The organism is Gordonia sp. NPDC003424, from assembly GCF_053588655.1.
Genome location: NZ_JBSFQJ010000001.1, coordinates 200694 through 217642, shown reverse-complemented (window position 1 = coordinate 217642; position 16949 = coordinate 200694). Strand labels below are relative to the sequence as shown.

Annotated in this window: 16 protein-coding genes; 12 read left to right on the top strand and 4 right to left on the bottom strand. The window is 65.9% G+C overall.

Annotated features, from left to right (window positions below; translation table 11 throughout):
• Nucleotides 1-126: 126 nt before the first annotated feature.
• Nucleotides 127-1545, bottom strand: coding sequence for an acetate metabolism transcriptional regulator RamB (gene ramB / locus ACWDTI_RS00960; protein WP_449736155.1), 1419 nt, complete (start codon nucleotides 1543-1545; stop codon nucleotides 127-129).
• Nucleotides 1546-1584: 39 nt separating this feature from the next.
• On the opposite strand from ramB, the gene ACWDTI_RS00955 reads away from it, so the two are divergent.
• The 4 genes from ACWDTI_RS00955 (at nucleotide 1585) to ACWDTI_RS00940 (ending at nucleotide 6337) form a co-directional block, all read left to right on the top strand.
• Nucleotides 1585-2340, top strand: coding sequence for a hypothetical protein (locus ACWDTI_RS00955; RefSeq protein WP_449736154.1), 756 nt, complete (start codon nucleotides 1585-1587; stop codon nucleotides 2338-2340).
• A 425-nt stretch (nucleotides 2341-2765) separates the two neighbouring features.
• Nucleotides 2766-4061: an isocitrate lyase gene (gene aceA, locus ACWDTI_RS00950; protein WP_449736153.1), complete on the top strand. Its 1296-nt coding sequence runs from the start codon at nucleotides 2766-2768 to the stop codon at nucleotides 4059-4061.
• Nucleotides 4062-4329: 268 nt separating this feature from the next.
• Nucleotides 4330-5211 (top strand): 3-hydroxybutyryl-CoA dehydrogenase, encoded by an 882-nt coding sequence (locus ACWDTI_RS00945; RefSeq protein ID WP_449736152.1) that lies wholly within the window; start codon nucleotides 4330-4332, stop codon nucleotides 5209-5211.
• A gap of 256 nt (nucleotides 5212-5467) precedes the next feature.
• A complete protein-coding gene (locus ACWDTI_RS00940; protein ID WP_449736151.1) occupies nucleotides 5468-6337 on the top strand; it encodes a heparin-binding hemagglutinin in 870 nt (289 codons plus the stop codon).
• A gap of 30 nt (nucleotides 6338-6367) precedes the next feature.
• On the opposite strand, the gene ACWDTI_RS00935 is transcribed toward ACWDTI_RS00940, so the two are convergent.
• Nucleotides 6368-6925 carry a helix-turn-helix domain-containing protein gene (locus ACWDTI_RS00935; RefSeq protein ID WP_449736150.1) on the bottom strand — a complete coding sequence of 186 codons (558 nt, stop codon included), beginning with the start codon at nucleotides 6923-6925 and terminating at the stop codon, nucleotides 6368-6370.
• Between the two features lie 67 nt (nucleotides 6926-6992).
• Here ACWDTI_RS00935 and ACWDTI_RS00930 point away from each other — a divergent pair, with 67 nt between their 5' ends.
• Complete coding sequence (locus ACWDTI_RS00930) at nucleotides 6993-8186, top strand: benzoate/H(+) symporter BenE family transporter (RefSeq protein WP_449736149.1); 1194 nt, start codon at nucleotides 6993-6995, stop codon at nucleotides 8184-8186.
• A gap of 114 nt (nucleotides 8187-8300) precedes the next feature.
• Nucleotides 8301-9221, top strand: a complete 921-nt coding sequence (locus ACWDTI_RS00925; RefSeq protein ID WP_449736148.1) for a hypothetical protein — start codon at nucleotides 8301-8303, stop codon at nucleotides 9219-9221.
• Nucleotides 9222-9853: 632 nt separating this feature from the next.
• On the opposite strand, the gene ACWDTI_RS00920 is transcribed toward ACWDTI_RS00925, so the two are convergent.
• Both ACWDTI_RS00920 and ACWDTI_RS00915 read right to left on the bottom strand, forming a co-directional pair.
• Nucleotides 9854-10720, bottom strand: coding sequence for a PPK2 family polyphosphate kinase (locus ACWDTI_RS00920; RefSeq protein ID WP_449736147.1), 867 nt, complete (start codon nucleotides 10718-10720; stop codon nucleotides 9854-9856).
• 27 nt (nucleotides 10721-10747) lie between these two features.
• Nucleotides 10748-11539, bottom strand: coding sequence for an SDR family NAD(P)-dependent oxidoreductase (locus tag ACWDTI_RS00915; RefSeq protein ID WP_449736146.1), 792 nt, complete (start codon nucleotides 11537-11539; stop codon nucleotides 10748-10750).
• Nucleotides 11540-11682: 143 nt separating this feature from the next.
• Between ACWDTI_RS00915 and ACWDTI_RS00910 the strand changes: the two genes are divergently transcribed.
• The 6 genes from ACWDTI_RS00910 (at nucleotide 11683) to ACWDTI_RS00885 (ending at nucleotide 16882) form a co-directional block, all read left to right on the top strand.
• The gene (locus ACWDTI_RS00910; RefSeq protein ID WP_449736145.1) at nucleotides 11683-13035 is read left to right on the top strand and encodes a DUF445 domain-containing protein; all 1353 of its coding nucleotides are present in this window, start codon (nucleotides 11683-11685) and stop codon (nucleotides 13033-13035) included.
• An 82-nt stretch (nucleotides 13036-13117) separates the two neighbouring features.
• The gene (locus ACWDTI_RS00905) at nucleotides 13118-13606 is read left to right on the top strand and encodes a helix-turn-helix domain-containing protein (protein WP_449736144.1); all 489 of its coding nucleotides are present in this window, start codon (nucleotides 13118-13120) and stop codon (nucleotides 13604-13606) included.
• 3 nt (nucleotides 13607-13609) lie between these two features.
• Complete coding sequence (locus tag ACWDTI_RS00900; protein WP_449736143.1) at nucleotides 13610-14434, top strand: histone H1-like repetitive region-containing protein; 825 nt, start codon at nucleotides 13610-13612, stop codon at nucleotides 14432-14434.
• 70 nt (nucleotides 14435-14504) lie between these two features.
• Nucleotides 14505-14801 (top strand): DUF2516 family protein, encoded by a 297-nt coding sequence (locus tag ACWDTI_RS00895; protein ID WP_449736491.1) that lies wholly within the window; start codon nucleotides 14505-14507, stop codon nucleotides 14799-14801.
• A 51-nt stretch (nucleotides 14802-14852) separates the two neighbouring features.
• On the top strand, nucleotides 14853-15734 hold the full coding sequence (locus ACWDTI_RS00890; protein ID WP_449736142.1) for a MerR family transcriptional regulator: 882 nt from the start codon (nucleotides 14853-14855) through the stop codon (nucleotides 15732-15734).
• A gap of 47 nt (nucleotides 15735-15781) precedes the next feature.
• Entirely contained in the window at nucleotides 15782-16882 is a 1101-nt protein-coding gene (locus tag ACWDTI_RS00885) for an alpha/beta fold hydrolase (RefSeq protein ID WP_449736141.1), read from the top strand.
• Nucleotides 16883-16949 lie beyond the last annotated feature (67 nt).

Sequence of the window (16949 nt, the reverse complement as noted above, 5' to 3'; positions counted from 1 at the left end):
GCGACGGGATCGCCGTTGATCCCACCACTGAGCCGACGGTAACCGGGGCAAACGACTGGGACACACGTCCCGACAACGAGTGTTATCAGATTGAGACGTCTGACGCCATTCGGCTCACACCCCAGGTCAATTCATCATGTAGGGCGAGACCGTACTGCGATGTTCGTCGATCTTCAGCGGCGTCCCGAGTGCCGGGAATGCGCGTTGCGCGCAGTCGGGTCGATCGCACACGCGGCAGCCCGCGCCGATCGGGGTGACACTGGCCTGCGGCCCGATCTCGAGGCCGTCGGAGTAGATCACCCGCGCCGCGTGCCGGAGCTCGCAGCCGAGTCCGATCGCGAACGTCTTTCCCGGCTGACCGTAGCGGGCGGCCCGTCGCTCGACGGTCCGCGCGACCCAGAAATACTCACGGCCGTCCGGCATCTCGGCGATCTGGGTGAGGATCTTGCCCGGCGAGGCGAACGTCTCGTAGACCGCCCACAGCGGACACGTGCCACCGCTGGACGAGAAATGGAAACCGGTGGCGGACTGTCGTTTCGACATGTTTCCGGCGCGGTCGACCCGGACGAACGACCACGGGATGCCGCGCAGGTTGGGGCGTTGCAGGGTGGACAGCCGATGGCAGATGGTCTCGTAGGAGACCGCGTAGAAGGCCGACAGCCGCTCGATGTCGTAACGGAAATCCTCTGCGGCACCATGAAATTGGCCGTACGGCAGAACGGCTGCGGCGGCAAAGTAGTTGGCGAGACCGAGTAACGCGAGTTTGCGTGCGTCGTCGCTGGTGAAGTTGCCGTCGTCGACGAGTTTGTCGAGCAGATCGCGGTACTCGAGGTAGCCGAGTTCGGCCGCGAGCCTCATCGTGCGCTGGCCGGCCGACAGCGCCGCCGAGAACTCGAGGCGCCGGGTCTCGGCGTCGAAGCGGTGCAGCGTGGTGTCGCCGAGGTCGACGCGCCGGACGATCTGCACGCCGTGCTTGGTCTCGAGCCGGTCGGCGATGCCCCGCCGGATGTCCGCGGAGTGCATCCGCATCCGCATCGTCATCTCCTCGGCCGCCACGTCGAGTTCATGGATGTAGTTGCGGCGCTGATAGAAGTAGTCGCGCACCTCCTCGTGCGGCGCCGTGATCGAGCCGCGCATGCTGCGGTCGCCGCGCTCGTCGGTGGCCGCGGCGAGCTGATCGGTGGCGATCCGGTATCTGCGGTGCAGGTTGACCATCGCCTGCGCGATCGCCGGATGCTCGGCGACCATCGCGCTGATCTCCTGCGCCTCGGCCGCCGACGGGGCCGCCTCGACGTCGTCGTCGAGCAGCGCCTCCCGCAACTCGGCCACCAGGCGCACGTTGTCCTGCGAGTCGAAGAAACCCTCGTCGATGCCGAACACCTCGGCGATCTTCGACAGGACCGGCACGGTCAAGGGTCGCGCGTCGTGCTCGATCTGGTTCAGGTACGACGGCGAGATGGCCAGCGAGTGGGCGAGGGCGACCTGCGACAGGCCACGTTCGGACCGCAGCGCGCGTAGTCGCGAACCCACGTAGGTCTTGGTCATGCGAACCTCCTGCCTGCACGTTCAGGGTACGGTGGCCGCGTGCTTCCGCCCCGATACCGCCAGTCGTCGATCGGCCTGGCAGTTCTGGTGTCGGCCGTCGTGACGCTCGCCGGATGCGGTGGATCCACCGCCCCGGCAACACCGGTGGTCCCTGCCGACCTCCTGATGAAACCCGATGCGCTACCCGCCGGCTTCACTCCGACGCCGCTGAGCGTCACCGACCTCGTCGCCGGCAACCGGGACCGCATCGATGCCGCGAAGTCGGCGCAGATCACCCCGCCCGACTGCCGTCCCACGGCCGACGCGGAACTCAACAAGGAATTGTCCCAGGACAACTCGGCCGTCCTTGCCGCACGCGGTGAGGGGGCGACGTTGCTCGAACTCGTCACCACGGTGCGTCGCGACATCGACGCGGACATCCGCTCGACGACCGGGGGATGCGCGACGACCACCACACTGATCGACGCCGGCACCTTGCGGGGTGCCCGCATCGTCTCCCGATACGAGCAGATCGACCCGGACCTCGGGCCGCATGCGGCGTCGGTGCAGGAGTCCCTCGCCCTGCGGTCGGAGGTCGGCACCACGTTGTCCGACGGGACGGTGAGCAACCAGGTCGGATACGCCGGATACGCGACCGTCGCGCGGCCGGGCACCGAGCCGGTGACCGTGCAACTGACCATCACCGGTGAACGAACGCCCGCCTCGCGGGTTCCTGCGCCGGCGCCCGAGCCGATGAGTCGGGCGGAGTTCACCGCAGCGTTTCGCGACGCAGTCACCGCAGCCGCCGCACGGTGACGGTCTCGCCTCATCGTCACGGGTTTGTGGGCCGCGAACGCCGCCGGGTGGTGATCTCGGTCACACATCGGTCGTTGTCTCGGTCCGCGATCGACGGCGGATGAGTGCCGGCGATTGGTCGTGCTCGACCTGTCCGTCCGGGTGAAAACGCAGTACGCGCGTACTTTTTGGCGGGACGGCCGACTATCTTTCACACACCCAGTTTCGCAAACTTTGCAAAACTGCGCCAAATGCTAGCCCGATTTTGCAGCCGTAGGGGGTTGGACCTGCGGGTTTGTTGTATGGCACTCTTGTGTCAGGCACCGCCGGAGAGCGTCGAAACTTTCGCAAGATCACGGATGTTCGACACCTTTCGGTCTGTCGGTCAGCACCCCGGCCCGGGAGATGCACCGGGTCGAGGCAGGACAACGAAAGCGAAGAAGGCAATGAGCAACGTCGGAAAGCCACGTACCGCCGCCGAGATCCAGCAGGACTGGGACACCAACTCCCGCTGGGACAACGTCAAGCGCGACTACACCGCAGAGCAGGTCGCCGAGCTGCAGGGTTCGGTCGTCGAGGAGCAGACCCTCGCCCGCCGCGGCGCGGAGATCCTCTGGGAAGGTGTCACCCGGGGCGACGGCAGCTACATCAACGCGCTCGGCGCGCTGACCGGTAACCAGGCCGTGCAGCAGGTCCGCGCCGGCCTGAAGGCCGTGTACCTGTCGGGTTGGCAGGTCGCCGGTGACGCGAACCTGTCCGGCCACACCTACCCCGACCAGTCGCTCTACCCGGCGAACTCGGTGCCCAACGTGGTGCGCCGCATCAACAACGCGCTGATGCGCGCCGACGAGATCGCCCGCGTCGAGGGCGACGACACCGTGGACAACTGGGTTGTGCCGATCGTGGCCGACGGCGAGGCCGGCTTCGGTGGCGCCCTCAACGTCTACGAACTGCAGAAGGCCATGATCGCCGCGGGTGCCGCCGGTACCCACTGGGAGGACCAGCTCGCGTCGGAGAAGAAGTGCGGTCACCTCGGTGGCAAGGTGCTCATCCCGACCCAGCAGCACATCCGCACCCTGAACTCGGCGCGCCTGGCCGCCGACGTCGCCGGTGTCCCGACCGTCGTCATCGCCCGTACCGATGCCGAGGCCGCCACCCTCATCACCTCCGATGTCGATGACCGCGACAAGGAGTTCGTGACCGGCGAGCGCACCGCCGAGGGCTACTACCACGTCAAGAACGGCATCGAGCCCTGCATCGCCCGTGCGAAGTCCTACGCTCCGTACGCCGACATGATCTGGATGGAGACCGGCACCCCCGATCTCGAGCTGGCTCGCAAGTTCGCCGAGGCCGTCAAGAGCGAGTACCCCGACCAGCTGCTGTCCTACAACTGCAGCCCGTCGTTCAACTGGAGCAAGCACCTCGACGACAGCACCATCGCCAAGTTCCAGAACGAGCTCGGCGCCATGGGCTTCACCTTCCAGTTCATCACCCTGGCCGGCTTCCACTCGCTCAACTACGGCATGTTCGACCTGGCCTACGGTTACGCCCGCGAGCAGATGACCGCCTTCGTCGACCTGCAGAACCGCGAGTTCGACGCCGCCGAGAAGCGCGGCTTCACCGCCGTCAAGCACCAGCGTGAGGTCGGTGCCGGCTACTTCGACAGCATCGCCACCACCGTCGACCCGAACACCTCCACCGCTGCGCTGAAGGGTTCGACCGAAGAAGGCCAGTTCCACTAGGAGCTCGGCTGTTCCGCCTCCCGGAACTCTGGCGAACCAGTCAGGCGGTCCGCAACCTCCGTTGCGGACCGCCTGCTGGCATATCGGGGGCTTTGTCCATACCGGGCCGGCTCCCCATGTGTGCTTGCAAAATCGTTTTCGCGGGAGTCGTCGGGCCAACCACTGCTTCGTGCGGAGCCCGCGAGGCGCGAGCCGAGGGCGCGCCTCGAAGGGTCAACCTTGGGGCGAAATCTGTTGTTGCGCAATTCTTTAGTGCGAGGTTGAGGTAATGAGTGAACGTATCTCGCGGGTTGGTGTCGTCGGGGCGGGGCAGATGGGGGCCGGCATCGCCGAGGTGTGTGCGCGTGCGCGTACCGATGTCCTCGTCTACGAGTCCACACGCGAACTCGCGACCGCGGGGCGGGCGCGCGTCCTCCGCTCGCTCGACCGCGGAGTGTCCAGCGGCAAGCTGACCGAGCGCGAGCGTGATCAGGCCGCCGAACGGTTGCGTTTCACCGCCGACATCGGGGATTTCGCCGACCGGCAGTTCGTGTGCGAGGCGATCGTCGAGGACGAGTCGGTCAAGACCGAGGTCTTCGCCGCGCTCGACAAGGTGGTCATCGATCCCACCGCCGTACTGGCGTCGAACACCTCGTCCATCCCGATCATGAAGCTGGGCATGGCCACGCAGAACGCCGGCCGCGTGATCGGCATGCATTTCTTCAACCCGGTGCCGGTCCTGCCGCTGGTCGAACTCGTCACGACCCTGATGACCTCCTCCGACGTCAGCGAGCGTGCCGAGGATTTCGCCCACGACGTGCTGGGCAAGCAGGTCATCCGCTCCGCGGACCGGTCCGGCTTCATCGTCAATTCGCTGCTCGTGCCGTACCTCCTGTCCGCCATCCGGATGGTGGAGAGCGGTTTCGCGTCCGCCGACGACGTCGACAAGGGCATGGTGCTCGGCTGCGCCCATCCGATGGGTCCGCTCAAGCTCGCCGATCTGGTCGGTCTCGACACGGTGAAGGCGATCGCGGACAAGATGTACGAGGAGTTCAAGGAACCGCTCTATTCACCGCCACCGCTGCTGCTGCGGATGGTCGAGGCGGGTCGCCTGGGTAAGAAGTCCGGACGCGGGTTCTACGTGTACGAGGCGGTTGCCCCCCACGGGTGAGCGGTCCGCGAAGGAACCGCCATAGGGCGTTCATGTTGACGGCAGATCAACGGATTGTGACATCTACCACGAGCGTTAGCAGATTGCTTGCATTTGTTAGCGGAGCGTGGATACTGGGTTGTGGGTACGAAAAACCTGGCCCGATGCGCCATCGACATACCGGCATCATCGGTGATCGACGAAGGACGTTGACCATCTGAAAAGCCTGGTGCCACAGCGCAATTGGTGACCACACAACGCTACTAAGGAGTCTGCCGTGAGTGAATCCACCCGCACGCTCGCCAATCCCTTCTACGCCGCTGTCGGCGCCGGAGATCTGGCTGTCGCGCAGTTCAATGACATCGTCGCGCAGCTGCGCGAACGCACCGAGTCGGTCAGCGAGACCGCTCAGACCCGGTTCGAGGAGACCCGTTCGGCCGCTCAGACTCGGCTCGAGGAGACTCGTTCGGCCGCTCAGACCCGGCTCGAGGAGACCCGTTCGGCCGCCGAAACCCGTTTCGAGAAGGCCGTCGAGGACGCCAAGACCTCCTTCGAGGAGGCCAAGACCCGCCTGAACTCGCTGCCCGAGGATCTGCCCGGCGAGTTCGAAGAGTTCCGCGGCAAGTTCACCACCGACGAGCTGCGCAAGGTTGCCGAGGGTTACCTCGACGCCGCCACCGAGTTCTACAACTCCCTCGCCGAGCGTGGCGAGGAAGCTGTCGAGCGTCTGCGTCAGCAGCCGGTCGTCCAGGAGAACCTCGACCGCGCGGGCAAGGTCTACAACGACGCCGTCGACATGACCGAGGACGCTCTCGGTGTGGTCTCCTCGCAGACCCGGGGTGTCGGTGAGCGCGCCGCCAAGCTGGCCGGCCGCGTGAGCTCGAAGGTCGAAGAGGTCGCCGAGGACGCCGCGGTCGCCATCGAAGAGGTCGCCGGCGAGGCCGCCGAAGCGATTTCGGATGCCGGCGAGGCCATCAAGGAGCAGTCCGCCGACGCTGCAGAGCAGATCGGTGGCGCTGCCGGAACTGTCGAGGCCAAGGGGCGTACCGCCAATTCGTCGCCGGCCAAGAAGATCGCCGCCGCCAAGAAGGCTCCGGCCAAGAAGGCTCCGGCGAAGAAGGCTCCGGCCAAGCCTGCCGACAGCTGATCATGATTCGACGGTGACGTCGACATCTGCTCACCCCCGAGACGATTGTCTCGGGGGTGAGTTGCGTCCGGGGGAGTGGATTGTCAGCACGGCCTCGGCGCCGTCGCGGGTCTCGTAGGTGTGTGGCGCATCGCTCACCCACTGCAGCGAATCACCCTGGGAAGCAGAACTTTCCGATCCGGCACGGCCGGCCCGTAGGTCGCCGGTCACGACATGAACATGCTCGATGACGCCCGGTCCGTGCGCGGGCGAGGTGCGGATTCCGCCGGGGAGTACACGCAGCCAGAAGACCTCGGTGGTGGCGCCGTCGGGATGATGCTCGACATGCAGGATCTGCGCATGCAGAAAGTCGCCGCTGCCCTCGGTGCCGGACGTCTCGCCGAGCAGTGCGGTCAGCGGTACGCCGAGTGGTCCGGCCACCGCGTACAACGTGTCGAGAGTCGGATTCCGTTGTCCCGATTCGATTTCTGACAACGATCCCTTGCCGATGCCGGCCTGGCGGGCCAGTTCGGACAGCGAGAGTCCGGCGTCGGCGCGCAGGGTGGCGATGCGCGCACCCACCGCGCGTCTGCGGTCGGCGGCGGTCATCGAAGTATCGGCGGCATGTGGACTCCCGGGTGTTCTGTTTACAGAACGATAGCGCTATTCTCGGGGCATGACCACCACTAACGAGCGTGATCTCCAGCAGCCCGTGGTCGCCGGGGTCATCACTGCGCTTGTCGGGTTCACGTCGTCGTTCGTCGTGGTGGTGGCCGGTCTGCGGGCGGTCGGTGCCGACGCACGGCAGGCCGCGTCCGGATTGCTGGTGCTCACCGTCGTGTTCGCGATCGGGATCATCGTGCTCTGTCTGCGGACGCGGATGCCGATCACCCTCGCCTGGTCGACACCGGGCGCGGCGATGTTGGTGGCGGCCGGGTCGTCGTATCACGCGGGTTGGCCCGCGGCCGTCGGTGCGTTTCTGGTGTGCGGCGTGCTGATCATCGCGACCGGGCTGATCCCCGCGCTCGGTGAGCTGATCGGGCGGATACCGACCCCGATCGCACAGGCGATGCTGGCCGGTGTGCTCCTCACACTGTGCCTTGCGCCGATGAAATCGCTTGCCGCGCAGCCGCTGCTGACGCTGCCGATCCTCCTCGTCTGGCTGGTGGCACTGCGCTGGCTGTCCCGGTGGGCGCTGCCGCTGGCGCTGGTCACGGCGCTGGTCGTCATCGGTGTCTATCTGGCCGTTCACGGTGTGCGCGGGTGGGGCGAGACCCCGTGGTGGCCGGTGCTGACCTGGACGACACCGGCATTCGACGTCCGGGCGCTGATCGGTATCGCGGTCCCGCTGTTCATCGTCACCATGGCGTCGCAGAATGTGCCCGGCGTCGCGGTGCTGAATTCCTTTGGCTATCAACCACCATGGCGGCTGTCGATGACCGTCACCGGCGTGGGTACCGTCCTGTGCGCGCCGTTCGGCGGACACGCCGTCAACCTGGCCGCGCTGTCCGCGGCACTGGCCGCCGGTGACGAGGCCGGGCCGGATCGGTCCCGACGTTGGATCGCCGGCATCTCGGGCGGCGTGAGTTACCTTGTCCTTGCGGTGTTTTCCGGACTCCTCGTCGCGGTCACCGCCGTCGCTCCGGCCGGACTGCTGGAAACCGTTGCGGGACTGGCGCTATTGGCCACCTTCGCGAATGCGCTCCTCGGCGCGTTCTCCCATGAGGAGCTCCGGATTCCGGCGGCACTCACCTTCGTGACGGCGGCGTCGGGAGTCACCTTCGGCGGCATCAGCGGTGCGTTCTGGGCACTCGTCGTCGGGCTGGTGGCGCAGTCGGTGCTGCGAATTGGCCGACAGCCCAACCGATGACGCTCCCACCCGTTCGGTTCCCACGCTGCCACCTCGATCCCAGGGTGCAGACCGGGAGCTTGGTTGCACGGTGGGATCGAATCGCAGCGGGAGTTCGGCGCGGCAGGTGCTTCGTTGGCTGCTTCGGTCATGGCAGGAACCGAGTTGGTGCAACAATTGGTTCCGTATCACCAGGTGCGGGAACGCTCGTCGGCGCCGCGGCGGGTGCTGTTGCTGGTGCCGCAGCCTCCTACATCGCTTCACAGGGTATTGATTGGCTTTGGAAGTAGGTCGGTAGTGCAGTCCGTTACCTTCGCATGGCGGCGTTACACGGAGTATCAACCCCCGCGACTGATACGCGCTGCCATCGCAGCGGTGGTCATCGGTATTGCCGGAGCAGTCGTCGGATTTCTGGTCGGCACCTCTGCGCTGGCGCTGGTGATGGTGGCGCTCGCACTCATGCCCGTGTGCGTGATCCTGCCGCCGAGGACCAAACTCGAGATCGAGAAAGATAGCGTGCTGGTCTTCAGGCAACCGATTCACACCAACGGTCTGGTGTGGCTCACATTGATCTTCGCCGTCATGTCGATTGGCATCTGCGGCCAGATGGTTCTTGGGTCCTGGCAGGTTTGGCGATTGGGAGTCGTTCTCCCCGTGGCAATTCTGGCAACTGTCTTTCTGGCGACCATGGCATTCAAGTTCCGTGGGCCACTCAGGGTTTCGTCAGTGGGCGTGACGTTCGGCAACGGAAGCCATTTCCCTTTCGAAAGCTCCTCGGTGACCATGACCAAAGGAGCGCAAGGAGTTCCGGCAATTGTCTTGTCGAGCAATGGCGGTCATAAGCGGCCGGTGCCGCTGGCTCCACGTCAGTACAATCTCGATTTCAACACATTGCTGTCGACGCTCTCCCAATTGCAGGAGTGGAACATGCAGGGCAACAACAGCACGCCCGCTGAGATCAAGGCGATGTTGACGGCCACCCCGCCCGGCGGCGTCGAAGTCGGCGACACTGTTCAACTGACGGTTCCGGCAGGGGTGAAGAGTGGGTCTGCCTGACGCGCCGGGGAATGATCCGGGCGCGTCATTTGGTTCGGTCCCCGGCCCGCTGGAGTTCGGGTTCCGCCCCTACGGGCTTCCCGGTGCCTGGCGTCGTATCCGCGCCGGAATGGCCAGTGGGCAGCCGGCGGCCATGTGGTTGGACCCGGAGGCAGTCGAAAGTGACGCTCAGGTGGGCGGCGACCTCAGCGAATCGTCCGAGTTGCCGGGGTTCGTGTCGACCGCCGTCGTCATGGCGTGGGTCGTTGCCGGTATGTCGAACTCGCCGGCCCGACTGGCGGTCGAGGTGGGCGAGGTCACTCAGGTCACGCCGGGCTGGAGTGCTCGTGGGCAGAGCGCGGAAGCCCTTCCTGGTCAGGGTTTTCCCTTCACTTGCTCGGCACGCTCGAGTCGCCGTTCGGGCCTCTCGTCTCCGATGTGCACAACGTCGTCTGTCCGATCGGGGCGGGGCGGGTGATCGTCGTGCAACTCGCGGTCACGGCCACGGACGGCTCGAGATCGCCGACTCCATCGTCCTCGACGGTCGGCCGGTGAACCGATAAGCGACTCCGTGTGCAGGTTCCCATGGTGCTACCACACGCCCAGGTTGCATCATGGGAACAAGGTGGCAACCCGGGATCGAACGCCGGGACTCAATTCTCCAGCGCGGCAACCCGTTTCTTCTCGATCGCGACGTCGTAATCGGCGGCGGGCCAGTCGAGGTCCATGCGCTCGAGGGCGTCGATCAGCAACTCGCACACCGCGAGCCGGGAGAACCACTTCTTGTCCGAGGGAATGAGGTACCAGGGCGCCGAGTCGCTGTCGCAGCGGTCGAAGATCGCCTGGTAGGCCTCGAGATAGGCATCCCAATAGCCGCGTTCGTCGACGTCGCTGGGGTTGTACTTCCAGTACTTCTCAGGACGTTCGAGACGTGCGCCGAGCCGGGCCTTCTGCTCGGACTTCGATATCACCATGGCGCACTTGATGATTGTGGTCCCTCCCGCGACCAGCTCGCGTTCGAACTCGTTGATCAGGTCGTAACGCTTCTCCCATTCCGTCTGTGGCACAAGGTTGTGCACGCGGACCGGGAGCACATCCTCGTAGTGGGAGCGATCGAAGATGCCGATCCGTCCGCCGGCCGGGAGCTCCTTGTGGATGCGCCAGAGGAAGTCGTGCTCGAGCTCCTCCTCGGTCGGTTTGTTGAAGCCTTTGATCGCCAGGCCCTGTGGGTCGACGAGACCGCCGACGTGGCGTACGACCCCACCCTTGCCCGCGGTGTCCATTCCTTGCAGCACAAGGAGAACCGACCGTAGATCGCCGGTACGAGAGTTGGCGAACAGCAGTTCCTGCAGGCCGGCGAGAACCACGCCGCGCTCGGCCAGCAACTTCTCGCCCAGCTCCCTGTTCCCGGTGAATCCCGGGGTGCTCGACGTGTCGAAGGAGGCGATCGGACCGGTGGTGGTGGCCCGAAGACCCTCGGTCACCGGGATCTTCCAGCCGGTGTGGTTGTTCTTGCCCATTGCGATCGTGTCCTCTCGTCGTGACGATCATCCGGCGGCGGGCGGGAACAGTGGCCCCCCGCCGAAGGCGCTGCGGTGCGAATCCGGTGGTGTGCCATCGTTGTTCGTGATGCCGTAGTCGGCACCGAGCTCGGCGGTCACCAGGGTGTGTCCGTTGCGATCGGCGAGGGAGGGATCGTCGGCGAGCGCCGCGATGACGCGGCCGACGAATTCGGGGTCCTCGCCGCGCTGCACCGAGAAACCGGCGAACTCGTCGATTCCGAGCGACAGCATCAGCTCGGTGCGGATGAGGCCGAGCCACAACGACACCGCCGTCACGCCGGTGTCGGCGAGTTCGGTGCCCATGTCGAACGACATCTTGTCCAGTGCGGCCTTGCTCATCCCGTACAGCACCGAATGCAGGTGTCCGCGGGTGCCGAACGACGAGATGGTCGCGATCAGCCCGCTGCCGCGTGCCACCATCGACCGGGCCGCATATACCGACGCCACGTAGTGGGCGCGGACGCCGACACCGATCAACGTGTCCCAATCGTCGACCGGCCGTTCCCAGAACCGGTCGGAGAACCCGCCGAATCCCGGTGGTGCGGCCCACGCGTTGTTCACCAGCAGGTCGAGGCCGGCGGTCTCGTTCTCGATGCGCGAGAACACCTGGGCCACGGCGTCGTCGTCGGTGTGGTCGCAGGCCAGTTGGACAGACCCCTCGGGCCCCTCTCCCTTGCGTGACGTGACGTACACGGCCCAGCCGCCGTCGATCAGTGCGGCGGCCACACCACGACCGACACCGCGACTGCCGCCGGTCACCAGTGCGGTCTTCGTCATGCAATGTCCTCGTCGTCGTTGGCGGGATGTGGGTCGACGACATCCGACGATAGAGCTCGCGGCGTGCAGCGTCAGGCAGTCGATCAGATCGGCGGCGACCAACGTCGTGGCCGCTGTCGTGGGCTGCGGGTAAAACTGGTCAGATGACGCCAACAGTCATTTCGGACGTCCCCGGGGGGAGACACCGTGCGCCGAGTGTGGATACACCGCCACCGTCACTCGGTTTCGGTGCAAGCGGGACCGGCGACGAACAGCGGCGTAAAGATCTCCGCAAGATGAAGGTGGTGGCGACCGGGTTCCTGGTGGTCGCCGCCATCGTCTACCTCTTCACCCGATACCTCGAGCACCGCGACGGCGCCGAAGTCGCTGCGTGGGTGGGATACGTGCGGGCCGCGGCCGAAGCCGGCATGGTAGGTGCGTTGGCCGACTGGTTCGCGGTCACCGCACTCTTCCGCCACCCGTTGGGCCTGCCGATCCCGCACACCGCACTGATCCGCAAGAAGAAGGACGACATCGGCGATCAGCTCGGTGGGTTCATCGAAGAGAACTTCATGACCCCCGATGTGATCGTGGAGCGGGCGACCAGCCTCGAGATGCCGCGTCGTCTGTCGACGTGGCTCGCCGACCCGGCCAACGCGCCGCGGGTGTCGGACGAAGCCGCACGGATGATCGCCCTCGCCGCGGAAATGCTGCGCGACGAGGACATCGAGAACCTCATCCAGCACGCCATCAAATGGGCGGGCGAGCCGGAATGGGCTCAGCCGCTTGGTCGCATCCTCGAGCAACTCATCGCCGAGGACCGGTTGGAGCCGGTGTTCCAGCTGGCATGCGATCGCGCGCACGAGTGGGCTCTGGGCAGCCAAGACCTGATCGACCGCGTCGTCGACCAGGACGTCGGTCCGTCGTGGAAACCCAAGTTCGTCAACACCCTGTTGGGCGACAAGATCTATCGCGAACTCGTCGACTTCACGTACAAGGTGCGCATCGACCCGAACCACCAACTGCGACGGTCCATGCACGAGTTCGTGGAGAAGTTCGCCGATGACCTGCAGCACGATCCGGTCATGATCGCCAAGTTCGAGGAGATCAAGCAGGAACTGATCGGCCGCGACGAGGTGACCAACGCCGCGTCGACCGCCTGGAAGACCGGGAAGGCCGTCATCGAGCAGATGCTGACCGACCCGAACAGCACGCTGCGGAACTCGTTGTCGAACTCCGTCATTCAGCTCGCCACCCGCATCCGCGACGACCGTCCGCTGCAGCAGAAGATGAACGGCTGGATCGCCCGGGCGGCGCACCACATCGCGGCGAACTACTCGCAGGAGATCATCTCGGTCATCACCGAGACGGTCCGCGGCTGGGACGCCGACGAGACGAGCCGCAAGATCGAACTACAGGTGGGACGCGACCTGCAGTTCATCCGGATCAACGGGACCGTCGTCGGTTCGCTGGCGGGCCTGGCGATCTACACGATCTCGGTACTGATCTTCCACTGACCCACAGACATCAGGCTTGCTGCCTGCTTGCACGTGCTAGCACGCGCGTCGATACTGGTGGTCGGGGACCGAACGGAGACCGATGACACCCGACGACAACGACGTGCCCGACCAAGCTCACGCCACCGCCGAACCGACGACGCCCGACGACGATGGCGGAGCGAGCAACCCGGTAGAGGCAGTCGCCAGTGCCGCGCAGGACATCGGGGCGTTCATCCGTTCCCAACGAATGGCGGCCGAGGTGTCGCTGCGACAGTTGGCCGAACGGGCCGGGGTGAGCAACCCGTACCTGAGCCAGATCGAACGCGGATTGCGCAAACCATCGGCCGACGTGCTCGCGCAGATCGCGAAGGGTCTGCGGTTGTCGGCCGAGGTGTTATACGTTCGCGCCGGGATACTCGAAGAACGCCCGGCCAGTCCCGTTCGCGACGCCCTGCTCGTGGACGACTCGATCAGCGAACGCCAGAAGCAGATGCTGCTCGAGATCTACGAGTCATTCCGCAAAGAGAACAAAGAGAACAGCGACAACGACGCCGCCGAAATCAGCAAGACCACCGACGCCAAGGAGTGACCCATGCCGGAGAATCCGTTGACCACCGCGATCGGCCAGGTGAGCGCATTGCTGACCGAACTGCACGAGCGTCGGGAGGCAGCCGGCGAACAAGCGCAACAACGCATCGCCGACACCGTCGGCAGTGCGCAGGCGATGCTCGACGGTGCGCGGGAGCAGGCGTCGAGCCGGGTCGACGAGACGCGGGAGAGCGCACTCGCCGTGTTCGAAGAGGCGCGGTCGAAACTGTCGTCGCTGCAGGTCGAGTTGCCGACCGAAATCGAGGATCTGCTCTCCCGGTTCAGTCCGGACGAGCTGCGCAAGGTGGCCGAGGCGTATCTCGCGGTGGCCGCGGGCCTCCTGTCCGCCCTGTCCGAACGCGGCGAGGAAGTCGTCGACCGGTTGCGTGCGCAGCCGCTCGTCGAGCAGAACCTGCCGAAGCTGGAGAAGGTCTACAACGACGCCGTCGGACTGACCGAAGACGCGCTCGGCACCATCTCCGGGCAGACCCGTGCGGTCGGCGAACGGGCTGTGGCGCTGGCCGGGCTGACCACCGGCAAGGCCGACGAGGTCGTGCTCACGCCCGCGAAGAAGGCCATCAAGGGCGCGGCACCGGCCAAGAAGTCACCTGCGAAGAAGTCACCCGCGAAGAAGGCGGCGGCGAAGAAGACGACGGCGAAGAAGGCCCCCGCGAAGAAGGCCCCGGCCAAGAAGGCCGCGGCGACCAAGACCCCGGCCAAGAAGGCGGCGGCCAAGAAGACCGCGGCCAAGAAGACGGTCGCCAAGAAGACCCCGGCCAAGAAGACGGCGGCCAAGAAAGCCCCGGCGAAGAAGGCCGGTCCGGCGTAGGGCCGGCACCGCACGCGGCGCCGCCCGTGCCGGGAATGTCTAGAGTGGTGGCGTGGATCTTCTGAGCGTGATGGCCTACGGGCAAAATCTCATCCTGTTGGCCCTGACCGTGATCGCCGGTGTCGCGTCGGCGGTGGCGCTCGTCCATGCGGCGATCCAGCGACCCGACGCATTCCCGGCCGTCGACCGGCAGACCAAGGTCATCTGGGTGTCGATCCTGGCGGCCGCGACCATCTTCATCTGGCTGTTCGGTGCGGTGAACTTCCTCGGCCTGATCGGCGTGGTCGCGATGCTGGTCTACATCGTCGACGTGCGACCTCGGGTCGACAGCATCCAGGGCAGGTCGTGGTTCAGCAAGAAGGGCTGATCGTCCGCGAGGCTGATTGGGTCGCCGTTGGCTTCGCAATAGACTGACCGAGTGGCTGAGTATCGGATCAACGACCTGGCACAGGCGTCCGGGGTCAGCGTGCGCAACATCCGTGTCTACCAGGACCGCGGGCTGTTGCCGCCGCCGACCATCCGCGGCCGCACCGGGTGGTACTCCGATGAGCACCTGGTGCGGCTCAATCTGATCTCCCGCATGCTCGAACGTGGCTACACCTTCGCCACGATCAGTGAATTGCTGCAGGCCGCGCACCACGGGATGAAGGTCGAGCACGTGCTGCGGGCCTCGCCGAAAGGCGGTCGTTTCCGCAACTTCAAACGCGCCGCGACCATCACGATCACCGAACTGCGCAAGACGCTCAACGCCACCGATCGATCCATCGCGCTGAGTCAGAAACTCGGGCTGCTCGCCAAGGAGGGCGCGCACTATGCGATCCGCAACCCTGAGGTCCTCGAGGGCGCCGAAACGCTCGTGAAGGCCGGCATCGACATCGATGTGCTGCTCGACCGGTGGGTGCGGGTGCAGGACGACCTCGAAGACGTCGCGAAGAGTTTCGTCTCGATCATCACCGACAAGTACTTCGACGAAAACCTGCCGCATCTGGGTGAGAAAGGCGTCAGCAAGATGGCCGAACTCATCCAGACCGTGCGGCCGATGGCACACGAGATCGTCGAAACGACCTTCCGAAAGGCCCTTGACCAGCAGATTTCGCAGGCGATCGGCCAGGCGAGCACCTACTTCGATGCGGCACTCGCGACCGGTGACGCAGTAGACAACAATGCTCCGGTTGATCCAGACCTCACCCGGACAAACGGAACGACCGGCGGGGGCACGGTCGTTGACAACGTGGACGTAGTTGAGAACACCGCCGCCGAGGGTGGCGCCACGTCGACGCCGGTCGACCGGCTCGACTGAACGCAACGACAGTGGCCCGCCCAGCGGCCAGAACCAGGGGACACATCATGAACAAGCGATCGCTCGCGATTGCCGGCGGCACCGCCGCGGCACTCGGCGTCGGCGTCGCCGCACTCGGTCTCGGGACCATCGCGGTCAGCCTGGTGCGGGCGGCGCTGGGCACGGATCTCGCCGTCGACGACGGTCCCGACGAACTGCTGTCCGTGCCGACGGCCCAGCCCGCACGGTCGGTGGTCGCCACCCGCGACGACACCCTCCTCAACGTCGAGCGCTACGGACCTGCCGTCGAGGACACCGACGGCGACATCGTCGTGTTGGTCCACGGCTGGACCTGCAGCACCACGTTCTGGTACCCCCAGATCAACCATCTCGCCGCCACCCGACCCGTCGTCGCCTACGACCAGCGTGGACACGGGGCCAGTGAACTCGGCCGTTTGCGTCCGACGATCGCCCTGCTGGGCCAGGACCTCGACGCGGTCCTTCGGGAGGTCGTCCCGGAGGGGCGGCGCGCGGTGCTCGTCGGCCACAGCATGGGCGGGATGACCATCATGTCGTGGGCCGCGCAGTTCCCCGACCGCGTGGTTTCGACCGTGTCCGGAGTCGTGCTGACCTCGACCGCGGCCCGCGCGGTGACGAGCAACCATCTGCTGATCCCGGTGGATCTGCCGCGCTACACCAAGCCGTTCGAACCGACCGTCGCGAAACTGTTCACGTCGACTCCGGTGCCGTTGCCGCACAACGCCTACAGTTCGCGGCTGTCGCAGTACATCGCGCTGGGGCCGCACGCGCGCAAGGCGCACGTCGACTTCGTCGACGGGCTGATCGCCACCTGCCCGCCCCGATCGCGTGCCGGATGGGGAGCGGCGATGGGCAAACTCGACGTCGTCGCCGGACTCGAGGCCCTACAGGTGCCGACCACCGTCGTCGTCGGCACTGCCGATCGGCTCACGCCGTGCAGTCATGCCGAGCAGATGGCAGAGGTGTTGCAGCGCAACGGAAATCTGCGCGACCTCGTCATCTACGACGGTGTGGGCCACATGTCGACGATCGAGGCGGCCGTCGAGTACAACAAGCTGCTCGACGACGTCCTCGCAGATTCCGCCCGGCCGGCGGACGAGCTGAGCCCCACCCATTCGCTGGTCGAGTGAGCGATCTGGGCAGCGACCCGACGCCCGCGGTCGGGCGGGGCGGCGCACCATCGGATTCCTGTAGGCC